Here is a 20,498-nt window from a genome sequence, read left to right on the forward strand (position 1 = left end):
ATGAGGAGCAGGAACAGGCGCCTGTATCTACAGGTGGAAGCCGTTTAGCTGACGCGGATGTTTCGCAGGTGGACAGTTCTCTTTTTGAAGGGTTGCCGCGCAGTGCAGCTCCGATGTTGGAGTATGCTGTTACCCGTAATCCGGACACGGTTGCAGACGCGCAGAAGATTGCCAAGCGCACAGGTATGGATGCCGATTTTGTTGAGCAAAACTATGATCAGCTTTCTGCGCAGGACAGAGCGGAACGCCAGCAACGTTTGATGGAAACTATGGATGCTGGCGGAACCATGTATTTTATGCGTGACCCTGTAAATGCAGGCATGGCCCATGACGATCTTGAGAATTTAATCAGAATAGAACAGGAATCAAATCCCTTTCGAGCGCTTGGTAAGACAGCAGGCCGCGCAGTGCCTAAAGTTTTTCAGTTCTACAACCAAAGCATGGCGTATTTATCTGGAACTTTGGACTCTGTTGAACATGGAATAGGTGATGCGCTTGGAACTGGACACACTGGAATTTTTAAACGCAGCGAACAGTTTCACCTTGCTCAGTCCAAGTACATAAACGATGAGGTCTTAAACTCAGAACTGCTTGCGTTACCGGAGCATGTCACCAAGTCGTTGTGGGATAATCCGCAGCTTCTTGTGAATCCAGAGTACCTTGTTACGCAGGTTGGCGAAGCAGCATCAAGCATGTTGCCGATGGTAGCAGCGTATACTGTTTCTGGAGGTAGCCTTGCGGTTCCTTCCGTGGTTGGCGGGTTACAGGAAGCTGCAAGTTTGTACGAAGACTTGGTGCGTGACGGTGTGGATCAGGCGGACGCTGCGACCGCTGCTACAAGTTTTGGTGTGGTTGTGGGCTTGCTGAACAAGGTAGGTCTGGAAGAGCTTACCCGCAAAATTCCTACAAAAACCATCATGCAGAACCTTGCGCGGCGTGGTGCTGCCGGTGCAGCAGAAGGTTTTACGGAGTATCTTGAAGAGCCGTTTCAGGCCGCGTTTTCTGCCCTTGCTAAAGGTAAGGACATGGACGGGGTTGTAAGTGATGTGATTGCCAGCTTGAAGAACGTTGATGTTGCTGTTGGCGCGATAATACTTGGTTCATCCGGTGGGGTTTCCAAGGTTGCAGAGCGTGTGGAGGACAAAAGGCAAGCTGGTCTGTTGGCTACACAAAATGGCGTGCAGCTTTCTGCCCTTTCAGATGCGGTTGCAAAAAGCAAGCTTGCTGAGCGTTCTCCTGAAGCTCTTGGCGAGTTCATTAACAGTGTGTTCCCTACTGAAGCCAGTGAGCAGTTTGTTGATGCCCAGCAGTTTGCGACCCTCTTTCAAGAAGGGATTGAGGAAGGGCAGGACGTAGGCACTGTTGAGGAAGTGCTAAGCCGCTTGGAAGTTACACCGGAAGCCTTTGGGAAAGCCTTGGAGCAAGGTTCTGTTATGCCTTTGTCCATCCCTAAGCTTATGCAGCATTGCACCAAAGAAGAGCGCGAACTGATTATTCCACACATGAAGGCGAACCCGCTTGCCATGTCCGAAGCAGAAAGCGTGCAGACAGACTGGCAGGCAGAAGCCAAAAGTCAGGTACAGCAGTATGAACCGGATATGGAGCTTGAGGCCGCGCTGGATACAGAACGCAGCCGGATAGTTCAGGGGCTTGTAGGGCAGGGAATACGCGAGGATGAAGCCGAGACTATGGCGGCAATTCCTCATGCCTTTGCAAAAAGCTACAGCACCTACGGCTTGGACGGTGTGGATTTTCTGCGTCGTATGCATGTTGGGGAGGTAGAAACAGCTCAGGGTAACGTTAGCACAGAACTTTCACAAGCTGCTATGCGCCGAAGTGAAGCAGTGACAGTACAGGAGTTTCTTGAAGAAAGTCGCGCAGGAGAACGAGTTTTCTATGAAGGTAAGCCGTCACCTGAAGCTGTTGCAAGGGCTTTAGAATTATCTGATCTGCGAGTTAATTTACCGTACGATTTTGTTCAGCATGTTGATAAAAAACGTCCTAATCATACTGATTCCTTAGTAGCAAAAGTAGATGAGGTTCTTGAAAATGCGACCTTTGTAGGTCGGTTGGAAGGTGGGAAGGCGAGGGCATCAAGGTATGTTGCAATTTTGGAAGAGGGTGAGAACGCAACTGCTGTAGTTTTTGATTTGTCAAAGAAAAAGGCCATGCATATTGCACGGCCTGTTACTGCATTTGCGAACAGCAAAGAGAAGGTAAGGGCACACTTCAGGGAGGCTATCCCAAAAGAAGCGGGTAGCGGAGTCCACGGGATGAATACCCTTACCAATGAAAATATATCCAATGCTGAAGGCGAAGTCAAAACCAAACTCAAGCAAGGGCAGCGCGGTTCGCTCTCTTTTCTTCCTGATAACAACTACTTAATCAAGCTGTCTTCCTCTGCGGACAGCTCTACCTTTGTGCATGAATGCGCGCACATCTTCCTTGCTGAACTCTCCCGCATGACAGGGCAGACACAGGTGTTTGGCGATACCGTCTTTGAGGGGGATTCAGCCACTATTGTTCCTGAAAGGGTATTACAGGATATGGAGCAATTGCGGTCTTGGTTTGGACTTGCTGAAGGTGAAGCTATTGAAGCTGAGCATCAGGAGCAGTTTGCCCGTGGTTTTGAAGCGTATTTACGGGAAGGCGAGGCTCCTTCGCCGGAGTTGTCACATGTTTTTCATCGGTTTCGCCAGTGGTTGTTGTCGATTTATAAGAGTGTGAAGAGCCTAAATGTAACCATAAATGATGATGTGCGTGACGTGTTTGATCGGATGCTCGCGACTGATGAACAGGTGGAAGCTGCCCGAAATCGTGCAAGCATTACCAGAGAAAGTGATGAGATGTTGCGGCAGCTTGGAGCTACAGAAGAAGATATTGCTTTGCGTGAAAGGCTGGATGTTGAGGCAGAGCGTGAAGCAATAGCCTTCATGGACAGGCAGACGCTACGGGAGCGTCAGAGACGAAGAAAACAGGCAGAACTTGATGCTAAAAAATTAGTAGAAGATGAGCCGGTGTATAAGGCTATTTTAAATCTGGCAGCGGGGCGAGGGCTGGATGAAGATTATCTGCTTGAATACCATGGCGAAGTGACCTTTGCTGCTATTCGTAAGACTCATCGCGGAATAATAAAGAAAAATGGGCAACATGGTGATTTAGCAGCTGTTGAATTCGGGTTTGATGATGCAAATCAGTTTGTTGATGCGTTGTTGGCTGCACCGCGTCGTAAGGCTCGGATAGAGGAGGTTGCAGCAGAACTTCTGGAAGCTGAAGATGCTAAGGCAAATCACGCGTTAGCGGAAAATATAGCCAGTGGTAAAGCATTCGGCGATTTTTTGGAGCTCAAAGCAAAAATTTATTCCAGAAAATTGCAGAGCCAAACCTACAGCCGCAGGGAGCATCTACAGAAGAGCGCAAAGGATTCTTTAGCTTTTACTCCCGTTGGTGAGGCAATGCGATATGACAGGCACCAGTACACTGTTCGTCGGCAGAGTGAATTACGCGAGGAGGCAGAGCGTGCAGGGAATGCCAACAAGGCTGCGTTTCATCTAAATAAAGAGCGTACAGCGCACGAGTTTGTCGGCGAAGCCATTCGACTTCGAGACCGTGTGCGCTCTGTGCAGGAGCGGTTTAAGAATTATGCCAAAAGTAATGTAATTGAAAACCATCATAGAGATCATCTCCGTGATGTCCTTATTCGTTTTGGGTTTACTGCGGGAATGGATTCCCTGAAACCTCGTAACCCTGACCACATGCTTCCATTAGTAGAGTTAATTGAAAGCCATGGAGACATGATGGGGGATATCCCGCAATTTGATGACTGGCTCATTAGGGATGGAACGCCTGTTCACTGGCGCGATTTGACGGTGGCGGAGTTACAGCAGGTGGAGAACTTGATTTCCTTTTTACAGCATAAGGGAAAACAGCTGTATAAGGAAAAAGAGCAGGCGTATCAGAACGAGCTGGCAAATACCGTTCGTAAGTGTGTTGCTGCTATGGAGGGGAGGTCGCGCAAGGTACATAATAAATTAAGTTTAAAACGTAAGTTTAACGATACAGTAGACGCTTGGACATCGCGGCTTGAAACATTCTTTTTCCATATGGACAGGGCTGATGGGTATACCAGTATTGGCAAAAATGGAACTCGTGGTGCCAATGTGGGGCTGCATGACAGGTTGGTCGACTCACAGGATGCGGAAACCAGACAGCTTGATGTGGCAAAAGAAAAATTGGTTTCTGCGGTGTCTACCCTCTACAATTTTCGGAGAAGGTTAGAAAAAAAGTACGGCACGAAAGGTTTTACCAGCGTTGAAATTGACGGTGAAGCCGTGGAATTATCCTTGCCTCATGCTATGCAGAAAGATGGGCGAAAGTGGACTCCTGATGCAATTATAGGGGCTTTGTTGCACTCGGGGAGCGCGTCGAATCTCAAGCGCTTGATTAATGGTTATAAGTATATCGATGGAGTCTATCAGAAGGGGGCTCCTAGCATTCCGATAGCAATGTTTCAGCGCATGGTGACTCATGAAGAACTTAATGCAATCCAGACAATCTGGGATGTTATTGAGTCAACATATGAAAGGGTGGATAAGGCGCATTATGCAAAAAATGGGTTTCATATTGGAAAGGTTGAAGCACAGCCGTTTTCTGTAACTGTAGATGGCAAAACAAAGACATACCGAGGCGGCTATATGCCAGCCGTTGCAGATCGAAGCTTTCCAGAGTCAGCCGGATTACAGCGGCAGACTGAGTTTTCAGAGCTACTCGCTAACCCTGAAGCTGTGCATCAGAATGCTGCACCAAAATCTAGCTTCACAAAAAACAGAACAGGAGCGAGGTATCCACTAAAGCTCTCACTCGATGTTGCCATTAATCATATCTACGATGCCATTCATTATTCAACTCATGCAGAGAATATTCAGTTTGTGGATAAGGTCACTCGTGATCCAGAGTGGAAAGATGCCCATATCGATGCTTTTGGGCAAAAGGCGTATGAGGCAGTACGGGGAATTCTAAAAAATACTGCTCGTCCTGAAGTTCGATCTAATGATGCAGAGTCCAATCTTGCGAGCAAACTGCGGGAACATGCAACACCGTATATTCTGGCATTGAATTTCAGTGTGGCAGCGAAACAGGTGTTTTCAATCTTTGGTGGTATTCACGACATGGGATTTGTGGATTTTACCAAAGGTTTAAAGAATGTTTTTGGATCCAATCCCCGTAAGCAGATGCAGTTTATTCATGATGTTTCCCCATACATGAAGTCGCGCTTTACCTCTATGGAAGAAGAATTTGCCAGATTGGGGGGAAAGATAGGAATCGAAGCGCCTCTTATCTCAGCATTCGGGAAAGACATAAGCAAGCAGGATATAGCAAATTTGGGATTCTGGCCTATCCGGGCGATGGATATGGCAACAACGTATGTGCTGTGGACTTCTGCATATGAGAAAGCAATGAAAAAGGGGCAGAGTATGGAAGAAGCTGTCCGTTATGCAGATGACATAGTGAGACGGTCACAGCCATCATCCCAGCCGATTGATAAAATCATGTTTCAGATTGAAGGTGGAGATTTTAAGCGTCTTTTTTCCATGTTTATCACGTTTACCGTTCGAACTTTTGGAGCAAGGGCTACACACCATTATCGAGCAATGCGTGAAGGGGGAATGACAAAAGCGGAATACGCAGCATATGTTTTGTACGATCATCTTCTCCCACCGATTGCTATGCATCTTGCTTTTGCATTGATGTGGGGGGATGCCCCTGACCCTGACGACGATGAAGCGCTAGCAGCGTTTATGCTGGATATGGGGTGTGGAGTCGCAGGGTATCAGCTTTCTCGGTTTCCATTCCTACCAAGTGTTTTTTCTAATTTTGATGCTTTTGGCAGTCCTGCAGCAGCTGGGCCTGATCTTATTCAGCAGCTCGTTACAGATGTGAAAAATATAGTAACAGATGATAAGGCCAACGCTCATGAAAAGCTGCTGATCTCTATGGCTCATGCGATGTCGTATTATTTGAAAATTCCTGTTTCTAAGGCGGTGCAGCGCATGAAGAAAGGTACAGAGCAATTTCTTAATGACGAAGGCACGGTTGCTAACATTCTTATTCCAGAACCAAAGAGATAGAGGGGCACTATGCTTGAAACAAACACAAACGCCGTAACGGTGTTGTACTCCGGTGGTGACATTCAGGTTCCGTTTTTGTTTTACGACGCTGCCGATCTGGTGGTTCTGTTTGACACAACACGCAAGACGCTTGGCACAGACTACACGGTATCCGGTGCGGGTAACGATGCAGGGGGCAGGGTCTCGCTGGTGAATCCTCCGGCAGAAGATACGCGCGTAACTGTCATGCGCCTTGTGGATTTTGTGCAGCTGTTGGAGATTCCTTCGAACGGCATCATACCGGAAGGGGCGCTTAACCGCGCGCTGGATAGAATTGTTATGATGATTCAGCAGCTTTCAGAGCAGGCCGCTCGAGCTGTTACCTACCCAGCGGGAACAGATAAAAGTCTGGTGCTGAACATAGTGCAGATTTTGGAGAACGTGCAAACTGCTACGGCAAACGCGCAAGGTTCTGCCAGTGCAGCTGCTGCGTCTGCTGATGAAGCCAGAGAGTTTGCGCGGCTTGCTGGTGTGGAGCATGCAGCCCTTGTTGCTGCAGGAGATGAGCAGGCGTTACGTATTTCACGCGAGGGGCTTGTTTTGCTGAATCAGGCTGCTAGTATGCTGGCAAACACAGATGTTGACCAGATTGCGCGGCCTTCAATTGTTTCTCACGAAAACGGGGCTGTAATCCACGGTGGTACGCTGCGTGCTTCTGAAGCACGTCTTGCTTACGCTCCACAGGACAGCTTGAAGCACACCTCTTTTTGGATGACCTCGGACGAGGCGGGAGAGAACGTTGTGTATCCGGTACATACGGAGGCTGGCCTTGAACATGAACTCAGGGTTCATTTAATGGAGCCAAACACAACGTACTATGCGTTCTGTAACCAGACGACGGATAAAGATGAAGTTTCTCGAGCTGCTGTTCCTGTACGGCTGGTTACGGCAGATGTGTTGCAATATATCAGAATACGGGATCTTTCCTGCTTTATGACCAACGGAGAAGTTGACCCGTACTACGCCACTCTTACGTTTTCAAACGTCACAAATGAATCGGATGAAGCCCTTACGGTGCAAAAGACACAGGTTGAAGTGTTTCGAGCAGACGAGAAAATTATTGAAAAAGAATATGTAACAAGTGACCACACAAATATTCTTCCGATTTTACCTCTTGCGACACAACTTAGATTACGGGTTCGGGTGGAAACAGCGCAACGCGGGTGGACTGAGTGGCAGACGCTCATCATAACAACCGGTAGCGCACATTTGAATACTCGCTTTGCCTTATTTGAAGTCGATGAACCGCATAGAATCTCAGAGATTCAAAAAACATATGACATAGACGATGCGCACTTTTTAGTTTGCGGTTATGGAATATTAGGGATGAATACTGAGGCCAGACGAAATGTTTCCTTCATTATACTTTTTGAAAGACAGACGCTGCATCCTGTTTGGATTAAGAGTTTTCGATCGGCTGATGTTAAACGAAAAATATACCGCGTTCCGCAGTCCGTGCATGTTGTTGGGGAAGTAATTTATTGTTCCTTTTATGGGTATGACTATCCTGATGCTACAGAAGAGGAGCCGACTGGTGGCACACAACTTAGTCGTGCAAGAGTGTTAGCCTTTCACAAATCAACAGGTGTACTTCAGTTCTCCCATAGCATAGAAGGACTTGAGGCACATGTTGGGCATGATATGTCTGTTGATATATCGGGTGTGTACTTGTGTGGATATGTTTCAGGAGGCTTTGCGATGGCTAAGTATACTCCCACAACTAGAACTTTGGTGTGGAAGCGAGAGTACTACTTACCAACAGGTAGCTGTAATATACAGAAACAGTCATCAGGTGCGCATGGGCTTGTTATAGCGGGGATAACCGCACCGCGCTATGGGCATAATTATCTTGCTAAAATTAATCAGTCATCCGGCGCTGTTCTTTCTCAGAAAACATTCAACGTTGCATCTACCGATACGTTCTATTGTAAGGGTATTCTTCACACATCTGAGGGTATTTACTTTTATGGGAATACCACTTCACACGGTGTTGTTCCGGGGAGAACTTTTGCAAATGTTGCGACAGTAATTAGCGCATCTACTAGCCTGCATATTGAATGGGCAAAGTATTACTGGGTAGAAGCATCCCATCCCGAAGATACCGTGAAGACAACATCCGAATGTGGTGATTCTCTCTTTATTAGTCTAGGTGTGAGAAAAAACTTGGAAAACGATGTGCCTGACAGGGACGGGGGATTTGGATGTATTCGAAAGAGTGATGGAGCAGTTGAGTGGCTACGACGTTTACGGACTATAGGTACTGCACCTTATTATAGACTCACAGACGACGTATACGGTAACGCCCGATCTGATTCTTACCTGCTTTCGGGAATGGTAGACCGAAAAGGTTTCCTTGCTTACCAGCAAGGTGTGACAGCATTTCCTGTTACGGAAATTCCAGAAGCACCTCTGATTGATGTAGAATCTTTGAGTATGAATGTTCATACTCATTCGGTTGAGCAGCAAAACACCTCTTCGAGTGCCTCTGAATATGTACACAGTAGAACGTTGGATGCAGAGGTAACTATTCTTGATTTGCCGTTGATTTTTGAAGACGTGAACATCAAGCTTAACATTGGCTATTTTTAGGAGACGCTATGCTTTTTTACGACACAGAAACAAGGCGCACGCTATCAGCACGACAGGCAAAATGGATAGCCACTGCTGTGCCGCTTGATAGAAATATTCCTGATATAGACAGTGGATTGCAAGAGCTGGAGCAGATGGGCGTAACGGTTGAAGGTAATCTCGCTAAAATAAAGTGGAAAATTGTGACACGGGCAGAGCCGGAGTTTTCACAAGAGCTTACCCGGCGCGCTCAAGAAAAATGCAAGCAGCTCCTGCTACAATGTGACTGGACAATTGGCAACGATTCTCCACTGACTGAAGCAAACCAGCAGGAATGGCGTACCTACCGCACCTTTTTGCGTAACATAAATCATCAGGAAGGATTCCCCAAAGTCATTGATTGGGGAACACCACCCCAGCAGGTGAAAGGGTAAGAGAATAAGAAAAGCTTCGCAGTGTGTGCGAAGCTTTTTTATTTAAATACATTTGCTACAGCATCGCGTCTCGCATCCGGGATCAGCTTTGCGTAGCGTTCAGTCATCGCGAGTGTTTTATGCCCCATAAGGTCGCGTATGGTGAGAATAGGCGTGCCTTTGAGTGCAAGCCATGAAGCAAATGTATGGCGCAATGTATGGAACGTGACCTTTTGTCTTCGGTCAGTCACGCCTTCATTGAATAGTTTATTTGCTATGCGCTTAAATGTTGTGGGCACATTCGTGTGTTGTTTCCCGTACTGGTTGATAAATACAAATTCATTGGCAGGGCGGACGTATTCCTTAAGCATTTCATATACTGCATCTGACATGAAAGCATCGCGAGAAGTGTAGTTCTTCGTTGTATCATCTTCACCAGAAGCCACAACGTGAATGAGCCTTTCGTCTAGATTCACATTTTGCCACCTGAGAGCACGGATTTCTCCAAGCCGCATACCTGTGTGAAGAGAGAGCAGAGCCATGTCATGCGCCTGTAGATTGCGTTTGCTGAGCTGTTCCAGTAGCTCCTGAGCTTCATTTCGATTAAGGAAACGTATGCGCGCAGAATCGAATTGGGGCTTTTTTACTCGTTTGACTGGGTTGTCCCCTCGCCACAAGCTGAGGTCATTCATTTTGTTGTAGATACGAGAAACAAGAGTAAGCGCATGTTTTACCATTTGCGGACTTTTGCCTTCTGCAAGCATTTCTGCTTTTAATTTCTCGAGATCAAGCGGGGATAGTTGTGACAGTTTGAGGTGAGCAAAGCGCTTTGCAATGTGGTTCCGGTACATACTTTGGTCATTGCGGTATCGCTTAGTGTTGGCAAGAATCCATTTTTCAAAATGCTCCCAAGCTGTTGCAACAGTCATTTCTGTATCAAGGATTTCGTTGCCATGTCTAACTTCTCTGACACGCTTACCGCGAATGTCACGGGCTACTTCGGCGTTGTACCCTTCAGAGAGCCAGCCTATTTTTTCAGAAACCAATTTACCGGCTTTATTGCGGTAGAGTATTTCATATGACTTGTCCGGTTTACCGCGGTAACGTCTCTTGGTAGACTCGCGATAATAGACCCCTTCAAAGCCTTTTTTGGTAATTTTGATACGCCGCATTACTGCTCCTTTTTTGTCAACAAAGTGTCAACAGCAGGCGCAATATAATGCAATTAGCCGATGCGTGGCAAGGTGGTAACTTGTTGGAAATAAAAGAAATGACAAGTAGTGAGGAGGGGTGAAAAAGAGTCGAAAAACTCTCCTAAGCGGCAGGCCACAGGTTCGACTCCTGTCAGGCGCACCATAATTACGATTCCATCTTACAAGCTCTTGCATTACAAGGGCTTTTTTTTATGGTTAGTAACTGTACGAATAGACATAGTTTTTGCTTCCGAAAGTTTCAAGATAAATCTTTAAACTTGGGGGTAATTACATGGGACATGCCGTAGAAACCGTTGAATCTGCTTGGAATCTGTACAAAGAACTCAAACTCCCTACCATCCGCAAGCCAAGGACAGATATCCAAGTGTGGGAGATGCATATTGCTCCCTATCTTGCTGAAAAACCGCTAGGTTCTGTAAAAAGTATCGATATTCTTCGCTTGCGAAGTACGATTGAAGCTAAAAATCTTAGTCCTCAGTCAGTACATCATGTCTTAGGATTACTTCGAAGGATCCTCCGAAAAGCAATTCAATGGGAACTGTATCCCGGACCATTGCCAGTTTTTGAAATGCCTCGTGTTAAGAACGATCGAACTCGTTTTTTGACCCTTGATGAGTCTGAAAAGTTACTTTTAGAACTTAAACGAAGGTCAGAACTTTGGCATGACATCAGTCTATTCGCGCTATCTACCGGATTACGATCCGGTGAAATTTTCAATTTATTTCCTGAGCATATCAATCTTTCAGCAAAGACTGTTGCAGTTGTCGATACTAAATCTGATAATAGGGTAGTACCGTTAAATAATGCAGCTCTTGAAGTTGCTAAGGCGTACATTGCCCGTAATTCGGGTTCTTACCTCTTTACTACTATATACGGAAATAAAATTCAGTTTGCAGGAAAGCTCTACAGGAGAGCAGTAGATGCCTGCGGATTAAACAACGGCATTCAAGATCGTCGGCAGCGCGTTGTTTTTCATACGTTACGTCATACTTTTGCTTCGTGGCTGGTTCAAGGTGGAACTCCCTTAGCAGTTGTAAGTAGGCTGTTAGGGCATAGCGACATAAAAATGACTATGCGGTATTCACACCTTGCACCGCTACAAGGGCGTGAAGCAGTAACGTACTTAGAAAGCTATATGCAAAACTCATCAAGGTCAATAGAGAAAAAATAAAATATTATGTATAGTTATGTAGTAAAAATAGGTCAAAGATAGTCAAATGTAGTCAACTTTGATCAACTGTAATCAAATTAAATAAAATGTAGTCAAATTAAGCGACAACTATCTAAAGTTTGTCGCTTTTTCTTTTTTCCTGTGCTTATCTTTGTTCGGAGTCCGAAGGCAGGACATGTGAAGTAGTCCCACTTTTCAAGTGGAACTACTTCACAGCCTGCCACCATAAAGGTGGGAAAGAACTTATTCGCCTACCGGCTCAACGTAAAAAAGACAAAATGGACATCGTATAGATAACCAAAGGAGCACGCTGCGATGAAACTAAATGTAATGAAGATCAACCATGCGAAGCCAGCTGAGAAAACATACGCACTGCCCGATGGAAACGGGCTGCAACTGGAAGTTACTCCGGGAGGGAAGAAGCTTTGGCGCTACCGTTACCAGCTGAACGGCCGGCGTAATAGAATGTCGTTCGGCTCGTATCCGGAAGTAGGTTTGAAAGACGCGCGTAATCGACGGATTGCGGTTGAAGAGGTAATTGCTAAAGGATTTGACCCCGTGGAGTTCAAACAGAAAGAAGAAAGCCGCGAGGCAGCGCTGCCGGCAGAGGTTTCAGAGGTTAATGTTGAGGCATATGAACCGTTGGTTTATCAAGGTAGTCCAGTTGTTCCCACGCAGCTACTTGCACAGCTCTATGGATGTAACGTTAAAAACATAAAGCAGAATTACAAAAGGAACGAGAAGCGGTTCGTTGAAGGGAAGCACTATTACAAGGTTGAAGGCGAAGAATTGAGAAGGGTGAAGCACTTGGCCTCTCAAAGAGGCCAAGTGAAGATTTCAACGCAGACACCAACAGTTCTTCTCTGGACAGAACGCGGAGCGGCCCGTCATGCAAAGATGCTCGAAACTGATGCTGCATGGGACGTATTCGAAAAACTGGAGGATGCCTATTTCAACCGCGAGACAGACAAGGATGTTGTTCCTGCACTCCGCAAAAGGTTTTTGCGCCGCTACATTGACTTGGATGTAATAACATCGTTGACGGTTGCCAGGGAACTGGAGCTTGATCATTCTTCTGTCGTTGCAAATGTGTTCGCACTCGACTTGCCGCAGGAGATTATGAATCAGAACTTTCCGATAGGAGAAGAAGTCATACAGGGGCGTGAGCGTGTCTCGGTAGTTGCAATGACGCATGCAGGGTTCCAGTTGGTCATGCAGCATTACTCCGGAAAGCGTGTGAAGGAGTTTATGCTGAATGTCGCGGAAGAATTTGCTCTTTGCAGTCCTGTAAATACCGGCGCTGCGGCTGTTGAGACTGTGGCACCCAGATGCATTAAGCCGCGCATAGATGCACAGAAAATGCTTGCTTTGAAAGGCGCATTACGAATTTATGCCGCAATGGAAAACCGGACATACGTGCATGCAGCGGCAGAGCTTTGTTCATACTTTAAGATAGGAAAGCTCGAAGACCTCGGGATTGAATCCTACGACATTGCTCTTGAATATGTCTGGATGGGAATAGAGCGTCCGTATTGTCCTGCGCCTGAAGCAGAGGAGCGCTGTTCCGATCAGAAACTTCTGTTGCTCCGTGGTGCGCTGGATTTGTGGGCGTATCATGCAGACAGCCGTTCATATTCCGAAGTAATGATCGAATTTGAAAGAACGACCGGTGTTGCTATTCCGGAATCTGTACCTGAGAAGGATGTGCAGAAGGTGCTCCTCATTATCTGGGGAAAGATCAGCGCAGCGTTGGCCTTGAAAGAGGCTGCACAACGGGTTGCATGATGAATCAGAAATCTCCAGAAAAGAAACGTAAGGTCTGCATGAAGTCTTACATGACAGAAGTAGAACGTGACCGCATTGCTGCCTTGGCCGAGCAATGCGGTCTTTCTGCATCAGAGTTTATGCGGCGTGTTGTACTAGGTCAGGAAGTTAACTCCAAGGTGGACAAAGAAGCATTTTTGAATTTGCTGAAAGTTAATGCAGACCTTGGCCGTCTTGGTGGACTTTTTAAGCTGGCGTTGACTGATAGTGTGAATAAGGTTGTAAGCTATAGGGAGGTTCGTCGCATTTTGCACCAAATTGAGGACAGGCAGGAAGAGCTGCGCCGGCTTATAAGCATTGCGGAGCGGGTAATACTGAAACGGGACTCAGGAGGTGTGGGATGATTTCAACAAAGCAACCTTCTCCCAAGCCTCAAAATGATAACTATGCGCGGCTGGCAAACTACATTGCAGATGCCTCGCATGAGGGCCAGAAGTGCCTTATGGCGTGGAGCGCTGGCTGTATGGCTGGTGACGATTTTCAGTTGGGCATCTCTGAAGTTCTGGCAACTCAGGCTTGCAACACACGTACAAAGAAAGAAAAGACTTATCACCTGATTGTTTCATTTCGTCCAGAGGATGAGGCCAAACTTTCTGGGGAGGACTTTAAAGAGATTGAACAGCGCTTCGCAAAGGTACTTGGTTTTGAAGAGCATCAGCGGCACTGCGGAGTGCATAACAATACTGCGAATCCACATATGCACGTTGCCTACAATATGATTCATCCGGAAAAAAAGATCCGTCATGCACCATATTATGATTACTGGAAGCGTGATGAACTGTGTCGGAAGCTTGAAAAAGAATATGGTGTATCCATAGACCCCGGCAGAAAGCAACGCAAAGAGCTTCATTGTTACCTGACGGATAGGAAGGTTAAGATTTTGCCGGCAGTGAAGGCAGCTCAGTCATGGGAGCATGTTCATGCGACGATGGCTTTGTACGGCCTGCAGGTGAGTTGTAAAGATGATGTTCAGTTTACGCCTTTTGAAGGAGCGGGGAGAGACTGCAGGGTTGCTGGTGCAGAGATTAACTCTTTGCTTAGTAAAATAGCCTTGGAAGAGCGTCTGGGCGCATTTGAGCCGAAGCAAAAGTTTTATCAAACGATGGAAGTCTTCGAGCCGAGTCCTTTGGATAAGTCCAAGAAGAACGATAAAGCGGAAACGATGGAGGCTTACACTGGCCAGGAAAGCTTTGATGGCTACTTGAAGCGGCATAAGGGAATTATTGACGCTGTGCGCGATTCTGCACGTTCATGGAAAGACTTCCAAAACATTTTGCAAGACGAGCTGAACGTCACAATCAAAGAGCGTGGCCGAGGCGCTGTCTTCGCTGACCTAACCGTAAGAGGAAAGAACCAGCCTCATGCAAAGTTGAGTAGCCTTGGCCGAGAATACTCACGATCAAAGCTAGAAGCTGAATTTGGCAAGCTTATCCCGCTCGAGCAAGGTAGAAAAGTAACTCCAAAACGTGAGTACAGCAGCAAGCCACTGCATCGTGATCCAGAACGTGTAAGGCTCCTGCAGGAATACAAAGCCAGTATCGCAAAACGCAAAGCCATGTTTGAGCAACAGAAGTCTGAGCGTGAGGTTGAGATGCAGAAACTGCGGCTGCAGTGGCAGGTAAGAATTAAAAAGTACCGTGTTGACGGGGTATTAACATGGAAAGAAAAGCGCTACCTTATTAGCGTAGCTAAGGCCGAACAATTACGCCATGAAGAGCAGTTGAAGAAGAAGTATGCAGAGAAGCGATCAAAGATCAAAGAGGAAATCCCATACGGTAACTGGAACGAGTTTCTTCGACAGAAGGCTGAGAGCGGCAACAATGTGGCCTTGGCCGTATTGCAGTCTTCTAAGAATAAAGATCAGGCTGTATTTAAAGAACGCCCTGTTGAGAAGCTGCTGGAAGGTATGACGTACTCTGTCGATAACAAAGGTAACATCACCTACAAGCTTACAGAGGGCGGTGTTGTGCTGGATAATGGCAAAGATATTGTTGCAAGCAAGGATGATGAGGCGCAGAAATTTGCCCAAAAGTTGAGAGGAAGACGGTTTGGTCGAATGGTTCGTAATCAGTAGGTCGTCGGTTCAATTCCGATTGTTGGCTCCAGTAAATTAAGGCATTTAGAAGATATTTCTTCTAAATGCCTTTCGTTTTTTCTAGCCTATTTCTAGCATAAAGAGTTTTTGCTAGCTTTTATGGGATGGCCTAGAACGGTGACGCCATTCGAGTTTGGTGTTTTAAACAAATATCAACGCCAAAACCAGTTAGGTTAAAACAGTTGTAGGTGTTTCCGTGGTAATCGTCTTCTATGTAGCGTTCAATAAGGCCCATTCGTTCAAGCTTTATGAGGGTCAGATTTGCTTCTGTAGGTAGGATAGTTAGCTCGTTAAGCTTACTGGTTAACGTGTAGTAAGAACTTCCTGTAGGAGATTCGTTGTAGCTTTCAAGAAGTAAGCGGAGCAGAGAAAAGTCACTTGAAGAGAGGTCAGATGAGACATTATTTAAGTCGACCTTTTGGGGGAGTGGTTGGTTAAGTGTTGTTAAAGGACCTTTGCTTTCTAATTCGGTTCGGATTTGATTACAGGCATAGCTAAGTGCTGAGGTAAGATTTCCGTCATTCCGATTTGCTTGATAAGTTGCGTTGGTGAGACCTGCGAGATCACTAGGCAGGTGAAGTTCAACTCCCCGGGGGGAAACGGTAAAGCAACGTTCTTTACCAATGCTTCCAATAAAAAGACCCAACTCAAATATGACATTATCCCTTACGGTGTGATGCTCTGCAGAACGAATGTTAGTAATGTCCTCAGGGGTAAATATGAATACTGCAAAGTCTACATGTTTAGCTGTAGTTGTAAGGTCGTCAAGAGCGTTGCTACTTAGTTTAAATATCCCAGAATCCCAAAGTGTAACTTCAGCGTCATATTCGAGGTTATGGCCAGTAGCGCGTGCAATAGGTAGACTCTCAACGGAAGAGCCAATAAATAGTCTAGGTTTTTTCATGGGAGCTCCAATTGGTATGAGACAGCTTTATGCTTTATAAGCAGCAAGGGCTTTTTCTATGGCATCAAAAATTGGCTTAAATTCATCAAAAGTAAATACTAATTCCGTGTCCGGTCTTGCCAGTACTTGTGACGAAAAGTCTTTTTTAGAGCAGGCTATATTTTTCTTTTTTCCATTTATTGTCTTGATTACATCAGCGTCTAAAATATGCTTTTTATGAACCCAGCGTTTATCAAAAGGTTTTTTTTCAGAACAATAAGTAATTGATGAATTATCTTTTAATACACCTTGTTCCGTGAACTCATTGCTGAGATAGAGTCTACGTCCTGCGCTGTTTGCTCTTTTTAACTCTTCTTCTGGATATAAGTGCTCAATGCATAAGTTTGGAGTGTGACTTAGTAGTAACGTATAAACGTTGCTTCCTTGATGATGGTATAAGTTAGAATTGTCTTTTCTCCCTCTTGCATATTTCACAGCCTGTTGTTCGTCAGTATCAAATAGAAAAAAGAGTTTGGAGTTTGTATTGTGAAGAAGTTTATAACGTTCAACCATCATTTTTAGATTACTAAAGCCGCCTTCCCAAACTGCTGGTGGAGGAGAAATAACTAGATTCAACCCGTTATATAGACCTTGGTTCCGAAAGTAGCGAAATGCTGCATATAGATGTTTCCAGTCGGTTTGCCCCTCACCAAAAAGATAATTTGAATCTGCATTGAGTGTAGGTACAGCGTCTAATAAGCCGGTTGGAATAGACCCTGTGCTTAAAATTAGGTGTTTTCGTTTGAGCTTCCGATATACAGGGTCATTTTCACCTCTTACCATTTTTAGGAATGCAAGTTTTCCACACACAATTTCTTCAAGAGTCGCTTCTTCGCGGGGAGGATTGCTGCTTTTGTCACGATATCTTTGCTCCGCTTCAACATAGCCGTTGATATCCCAGTCATGAAGTAATGCTCGAAGGTTTCGAATTTTTTTGCGTTGAATATTTGGGCGGCGATTAACTGTAAGTCCAGTTACCTCCATACGGGTACTGGGATGCGTATAGCGTGTTTTGCTCGGGTTCACTTCAAAACCGTTGTCATTGACAATTTTCTGAACTTCTTCAGAAAGAGTGATGTCGTATTTTGAAAGGGTTCCTATTTCAGGAGGAAGTTCTTTTTTCCATGTGGAGATACTAATGTCGTCAGCATACCTTGTGTAGGTACAGCCTGTGTTGACAGCCAGTTCTGTTAATTGTGTATCTAGCTTCCAACAGATCATGTTAGAGATTAGAGGCGATGTAATGCCGCCTTGAGGTAGTTTGTCTTCATAGCAAATGATATTAGCAAGAGATTGAGCTACATCAGGGTGTATGTTGAAGGGGGTAGCCATAAGTAAGCCCTGCACACGACCAAAGTGTATAGAGTCGAAAAAGTCTTTTAGATCAAATGTAACAAGATGTCTTTTTCTTGAATGCTTGTCGGCTCCAAAAACAATAGAGCGATTTTTAATGAAAGCAGAGGCGGATTTTTTAGGACGGTAAAGTGGAAGAAGTAGATGGTAAACTTTTTCTTGCAGGGTTGTTATTGGCTTACGTGGGGCGCAAATAATTCGCACCCCTTTACTTTTTTTAGGGATTCCGAATTTTTTATAAGGTCGTGAGGGGAGCTTATATAAGATGTAGCATAAGCTACTTGTGCGAAATCCTAGTAGCCTGGCAAGATCCTTGTTGGATGATGCTTGCAATAACTCTTTAGTCGGAGTTGGGAGTGTTGTTTTATTTTTCATAATAAATACTTACGCAAAAGGACCTGTCATGTGCGAACACGCAGGTTACCCCAAGGGTTACAGAGAACATAGAGAAACTGTTAGCAGCAAGGTGGAAACCTTGCCTGCACCGCTGCAGGAACAACAGCGAAAATCGTCCTTTTGCGCAAGTGGTTAGCTTTTAATGAAGATCTGTTGATTGTGTCAATAGGTGGGGCCGTTTTTGAATATAGATTCTGCCTGAAAAAGCCTCTGAGGTCCGAGGCTTTTTCACTCCTTATGACGATTTAAGCTTGTGTATATGATGTAGAATGTTTGCACTTGAGCGTCCATCTGTACCATCTTCTGGAACAAATCCATTAATTATACCATAAAAGTCGTCACCTAATGATCTGCAGCGCATGCTTGTTTTTAATTGCTGGGCCTTGTGCTTCGTAAAAAGAATATCGCGTGCGTGACGATAAACACTTTCGTAATTTGAATGCTTGATAAGGTTCTGTGCATTTTTTTTGATTTGAGAGACAAATTGCGCGCGTTGATGAGGGTCGTGTATTTGGATGACATAGCCAGCTTCTTGCGTTTTAAACCTTTCAAGTAGCTTGTCGGTTAACCAGTCACCTTCAACTTTGTGCGAGTATTTCGTTTTAAAGGCATTACCAGTAAACTCTAGCAACTCGTTTAAAACCGATTCAATGTCTATAATCGATTCTTCTAAGGAAAATATATTGATTCCAGAATATGCACCGTCCCAGAATACATCACCAATCATGCTTTCGCCTTGTTGGTAGCGCATTTCAAGGTTGTACGAGAGATCTATTGTATTCGTGATATGAGTCTCGGAGTCTTTTTTATCACCAAGTATGTTTTTGATGTCGTTTCCTAACTTATCAAATTGAGACAGGAGCTTTTTAATTGTTTCAGTGTCTGGAGTGACTTTCTCCAGAGTATATGAGGTCGTTACTTGTTCAGAATTGTTATTGGGGAATAACAGGCTATAAAGTCTGCTTCTGTTTGCGAAGTAGAACTTTTTCTTTGAAGAACGCTCGATGTCATCGAGGAGTTCAGAGAAGAGTTTTTTGTGGTTAATATAGCTTTCTAATTGAGAGAGTTTTAATTGCTCACGCATCAACTGTGATTGCTGTTCAATGAAGTCTCTATTCTCTTTTTGCATCTCTCGGTTAAATGATACCAGATAGATCAGTGTTGCAAGGGATAGAGCCGCAGCTGCTAAAGTGAAGATGCCAGCATATAATGAACCATATTCACCCCATGGAAATGAGGGCGATACGAAGGGCTGTGGGTTAGCGTAGTGATAAATTGTGATGAGCCCCGCAGGAATGCCCAGTGCAAGGATGCAAAAGGTTACTGCAATTGGCAGCCATTTGTTACTTTTCATTATTACCCCCAAGGTTTACATAACGTCTGTAAATCTTGGGTTTTGTTTTAGCAATAGGTGTTTTTACGGTGAAAAGTAGGAGGAGCTGCAATGAGTAATGAAGCTGTTGATATGAACGAAGAGGAACATGGCTTTTCATACGAAGAGGAGCTGTTAAGAAAGGCAGAAGATGGGGATGTTAACTCTCAATATGAATTAGCGCGCCTGTTGCTTTTTGATGAGGAACACCCTGAAAGATATGAAGAAGGTTTTAAGTGGGCAAAATTAGCTGCAAAGAAAAGTAGTAGAGCTAGTATGCTGGTTGCAAAATGCTATTACGATGGCGTTGGGTGTAACCAAGATAAGAGACGGGCGGTAAAGACTGCTGAAAAGGCTTTGTTGTTTCAAGAAATGAATAATGACCTTGCTAGAGGGCTTGGGGATTTTGTTGGTGGATGTGTTAAATTTCTCGGCAATGCTCTGACTGGTGTGTTTAGCCAGTCATGTGAAGACGCAAGAGTCTTTCTCGCAAACTGTTATACCCTTGGTGAAGGGGTGCCGAGAAATTATGCAAAGGCCGTAACTCTTCTAGAAGAAGCAATAGCAGAGGGGTCGCGTCAAGCTCAGTTGGTGTTAGCAGAACACTACGCTGAAGGAAAAATTGTTAATCAAGACGTTAAGAAAGCTATTGAGTTGAGTTTGCCTTTTGTACGTGGGGGCAGCCAGGTGATAGAGTTTGTATTTAACTGTTATGAACAGCTAGGAGATCCAGATTCGTTAATTGAGGCGTACATGTGGTGTGCAATTTTAAAGGCAAAAGAAGTTCCTAGCTACTCGGATAAACTTGATGAACTTGAATTGGCGTTAGATTTGGAACAGGTGTACTTGGCACAGGACAAAGCAAAAGCTCAGTGGAGCCTGTTATAAAATGGATATTGACAAAGCTCTACGGAAGTTTTGAAGAGCTTTGTTTATTACTACGTTAATCTTATTCTAATAAAGTAAGAAGTCCTGTGGTAAT

Annotated in this window: 12 protein-coding genes; 8 read left to right on the forward strand and 4 right to left on the reverse strand. The window is 45.0% G+C overall.

Features of this window, described 5'->3' with window-relative positions:
- Positions 1-68: 68 nt before the first annotated feature.
- From SP90_RS16720 to SP90_RS12125, 3 genes are read left to right on the forward strand one after another with little or no spacing between them, the layout of a single operon-like run.
- Complete coding sequence (locus tag SP90_RS16720; protein WP_231895567.1) at positions 69-6,128, forward strand: hypothetical protein; 6,060 nt, start codon at positions 69-71, stop codon at positions 6,126-6,128.
- 9 nt (positions 6,129-6,137) lie between these two features.
- The gene (locus SP90_RS12120; protein WP_066856575.1) at positions 6,138-8,756 is read left to right on the forward strand and encodes a hypothetical protein; all 2,619 of its coding nucleotides are present in this window, start codon (positions 6,138-6,140) and stop codon (positions 8,754-8,756) included.
- Positions 8,757-8,764: 8 nt separating this feature from the next.
- Positions 8,765-9,169, forward strand: coding sequence for a tail fiber assembly protein (locus SP90_RS12125; RefSeq protein ID WP_066856578.1), 405 nt, complete (start codon positions 8,765-8,767; stop codon positions 9,167-9,169).
- Between the two features lie 38 nt (positions 9,170-9,207).
- Here the strand turns inward: SP90_RS12125 and SP90_RS12130 are convergent, their stop codons facing one another.
- A complete protein-coding gene (locus tag SP90_RS12130) occupies positions 9,208-10,320 on the reverse strand; it encodes a tyrosine-type recombinase/integrase (protein WP_066856580.1) in 1,113 nt (370 codons plus the stop codon).
- A 313-nt stretch (positions 10,321-10,633) separates the two neighbouring features.
- On the opposite strand from SP90_RS12130, the gene SP90_RS12135 reads away from it, so the two are divergent.
- The 4 genes from SP90_RS12135 (at position 10,634) to traI (ending at position 15,431) form a co-directional block, all read left to right on the forward strand.
- Positions 10,634-11,533: a tyrosine-type recombinase/integrase gene (locus SP90_RS12135; RefSeq protein ID WP_066856583.1), complete on the forward strand. Its 900-nt coding sequence runs from the start codon at positions 10,634-10,636 to the stop codon at positions 11,531-11,533.
- A gap of 315 nt (positions 11,534-11,848) precedes the next feature.
- Positions 11,849-13,318, forward strand: coding sequence for an integrase arm-type DNA-binding domain-containing protein (locus SP90_RS12140; protein ID WP_066856586.1), 1,470 nt, complete (start codon positions 11,849-11,851; stop codon positions 13,316-13,318).
- The gene (locus tag SP90_RS12145) at positions 13,318-13,701 is read left to right on the forward strand and encodes a plasmid mobilization protein (RefSeq protein ID WP_082936431.1); all 384 of its coding nucleotides are present in this window, start codon (positions 13,318-13,320) and stop codon (positions 13,699-13,701) included. The genes SP90_RS12140 and SP90_RS12145 overlap by 1 nt, the downstream gene beginning before the upstream one ends.
- On the forward strand, positions 13,698-15,431 hold the full coding sequence (gene traI, locus SP90_RS12150; protein ID WP_066856592.1) for a TraI/MobA(P) family conjugative relaxase: 1,734 nt from the start codon (positions 13,698-13,700) through the stop codon (positions 15,429-15,431). The genes SP90_RS12145 and traI overlap by 4 nt, the downstream gene beginning before the upstream one ends.
- Before the next feature lie 130 nt (positions 15,432-15,561).
- Here traI and SP90_RS12155 read toward each other — a convergent pair whose 3' ends face one another.
- The 3 genes from SP90_RS12155 to SP90_RS12165 all read right to left on the reverse strand — a co-directional run bounded on the left by SP90_RS12155 (position 15,562) and on the right by SP90_RS12165 (position 19,498).
- Entirely contained in the window at positions 15,562-16,356 is a 795-nt protein-coding gene (locus tag SP90_RS12155; protein ID WP_066856595.1) for a TIR domain-containing protein, read from the reverse strand.
- Between the two features lie 27 nt (positions 16,357-16,383).
- Positions 16,384-18,123, reverse strand: coding sequence for a reverse transcriptase domain-containing protein (locus SP90_RS12160; protein ID WP_082936426.1), 1,740 nt, complete (start codon positions 18,121-18,123; stop codon positions 16,384-16,386).
- Between the two features lie 256 nt (positions 18,124-18,379).
- Entirely contained in the window at positions 18,380-19,498 is a 1,119-nt protein-coding gene (locus SP90_RS12165) for a hypothetical protein (protein ID WP_066856601.1), read from the reverse strand.
- Between the two features lie 90 nt (positions 19,499-19,588).
- Here SP90_RS12165 and SP90_RS12170 point away from each other — a divergent pair, with 90 nt between their 5' ends.
- The gene (locus tag SP90_RS12170) at positions 19,589-20,404 is read left to right on the forward strand and encodes a tetratricopeptide repeat protein (protein WP_066856604.1); all 816 of its coding nucleotides are present in this window, start codon (positions 19,589-19,591) and stop codon (positions 20,402-20,404) included.
- Positions 20,405-20,498 lie beyond the last annotated feature (94 nt).

Source organism: Halodesulfovibrio spirochaetisodalis (genome assembly GCF_001672295.1).
In the GTDB taxonomy this organism is placed as follows: Bacteria; Desulfobacterota; Desulfovibrionia; order Desulfovibrionales; family Desulfovibrionaceae; genus Halodesulfovibrio; species Halodesulfovibrio spirochaetisodalis.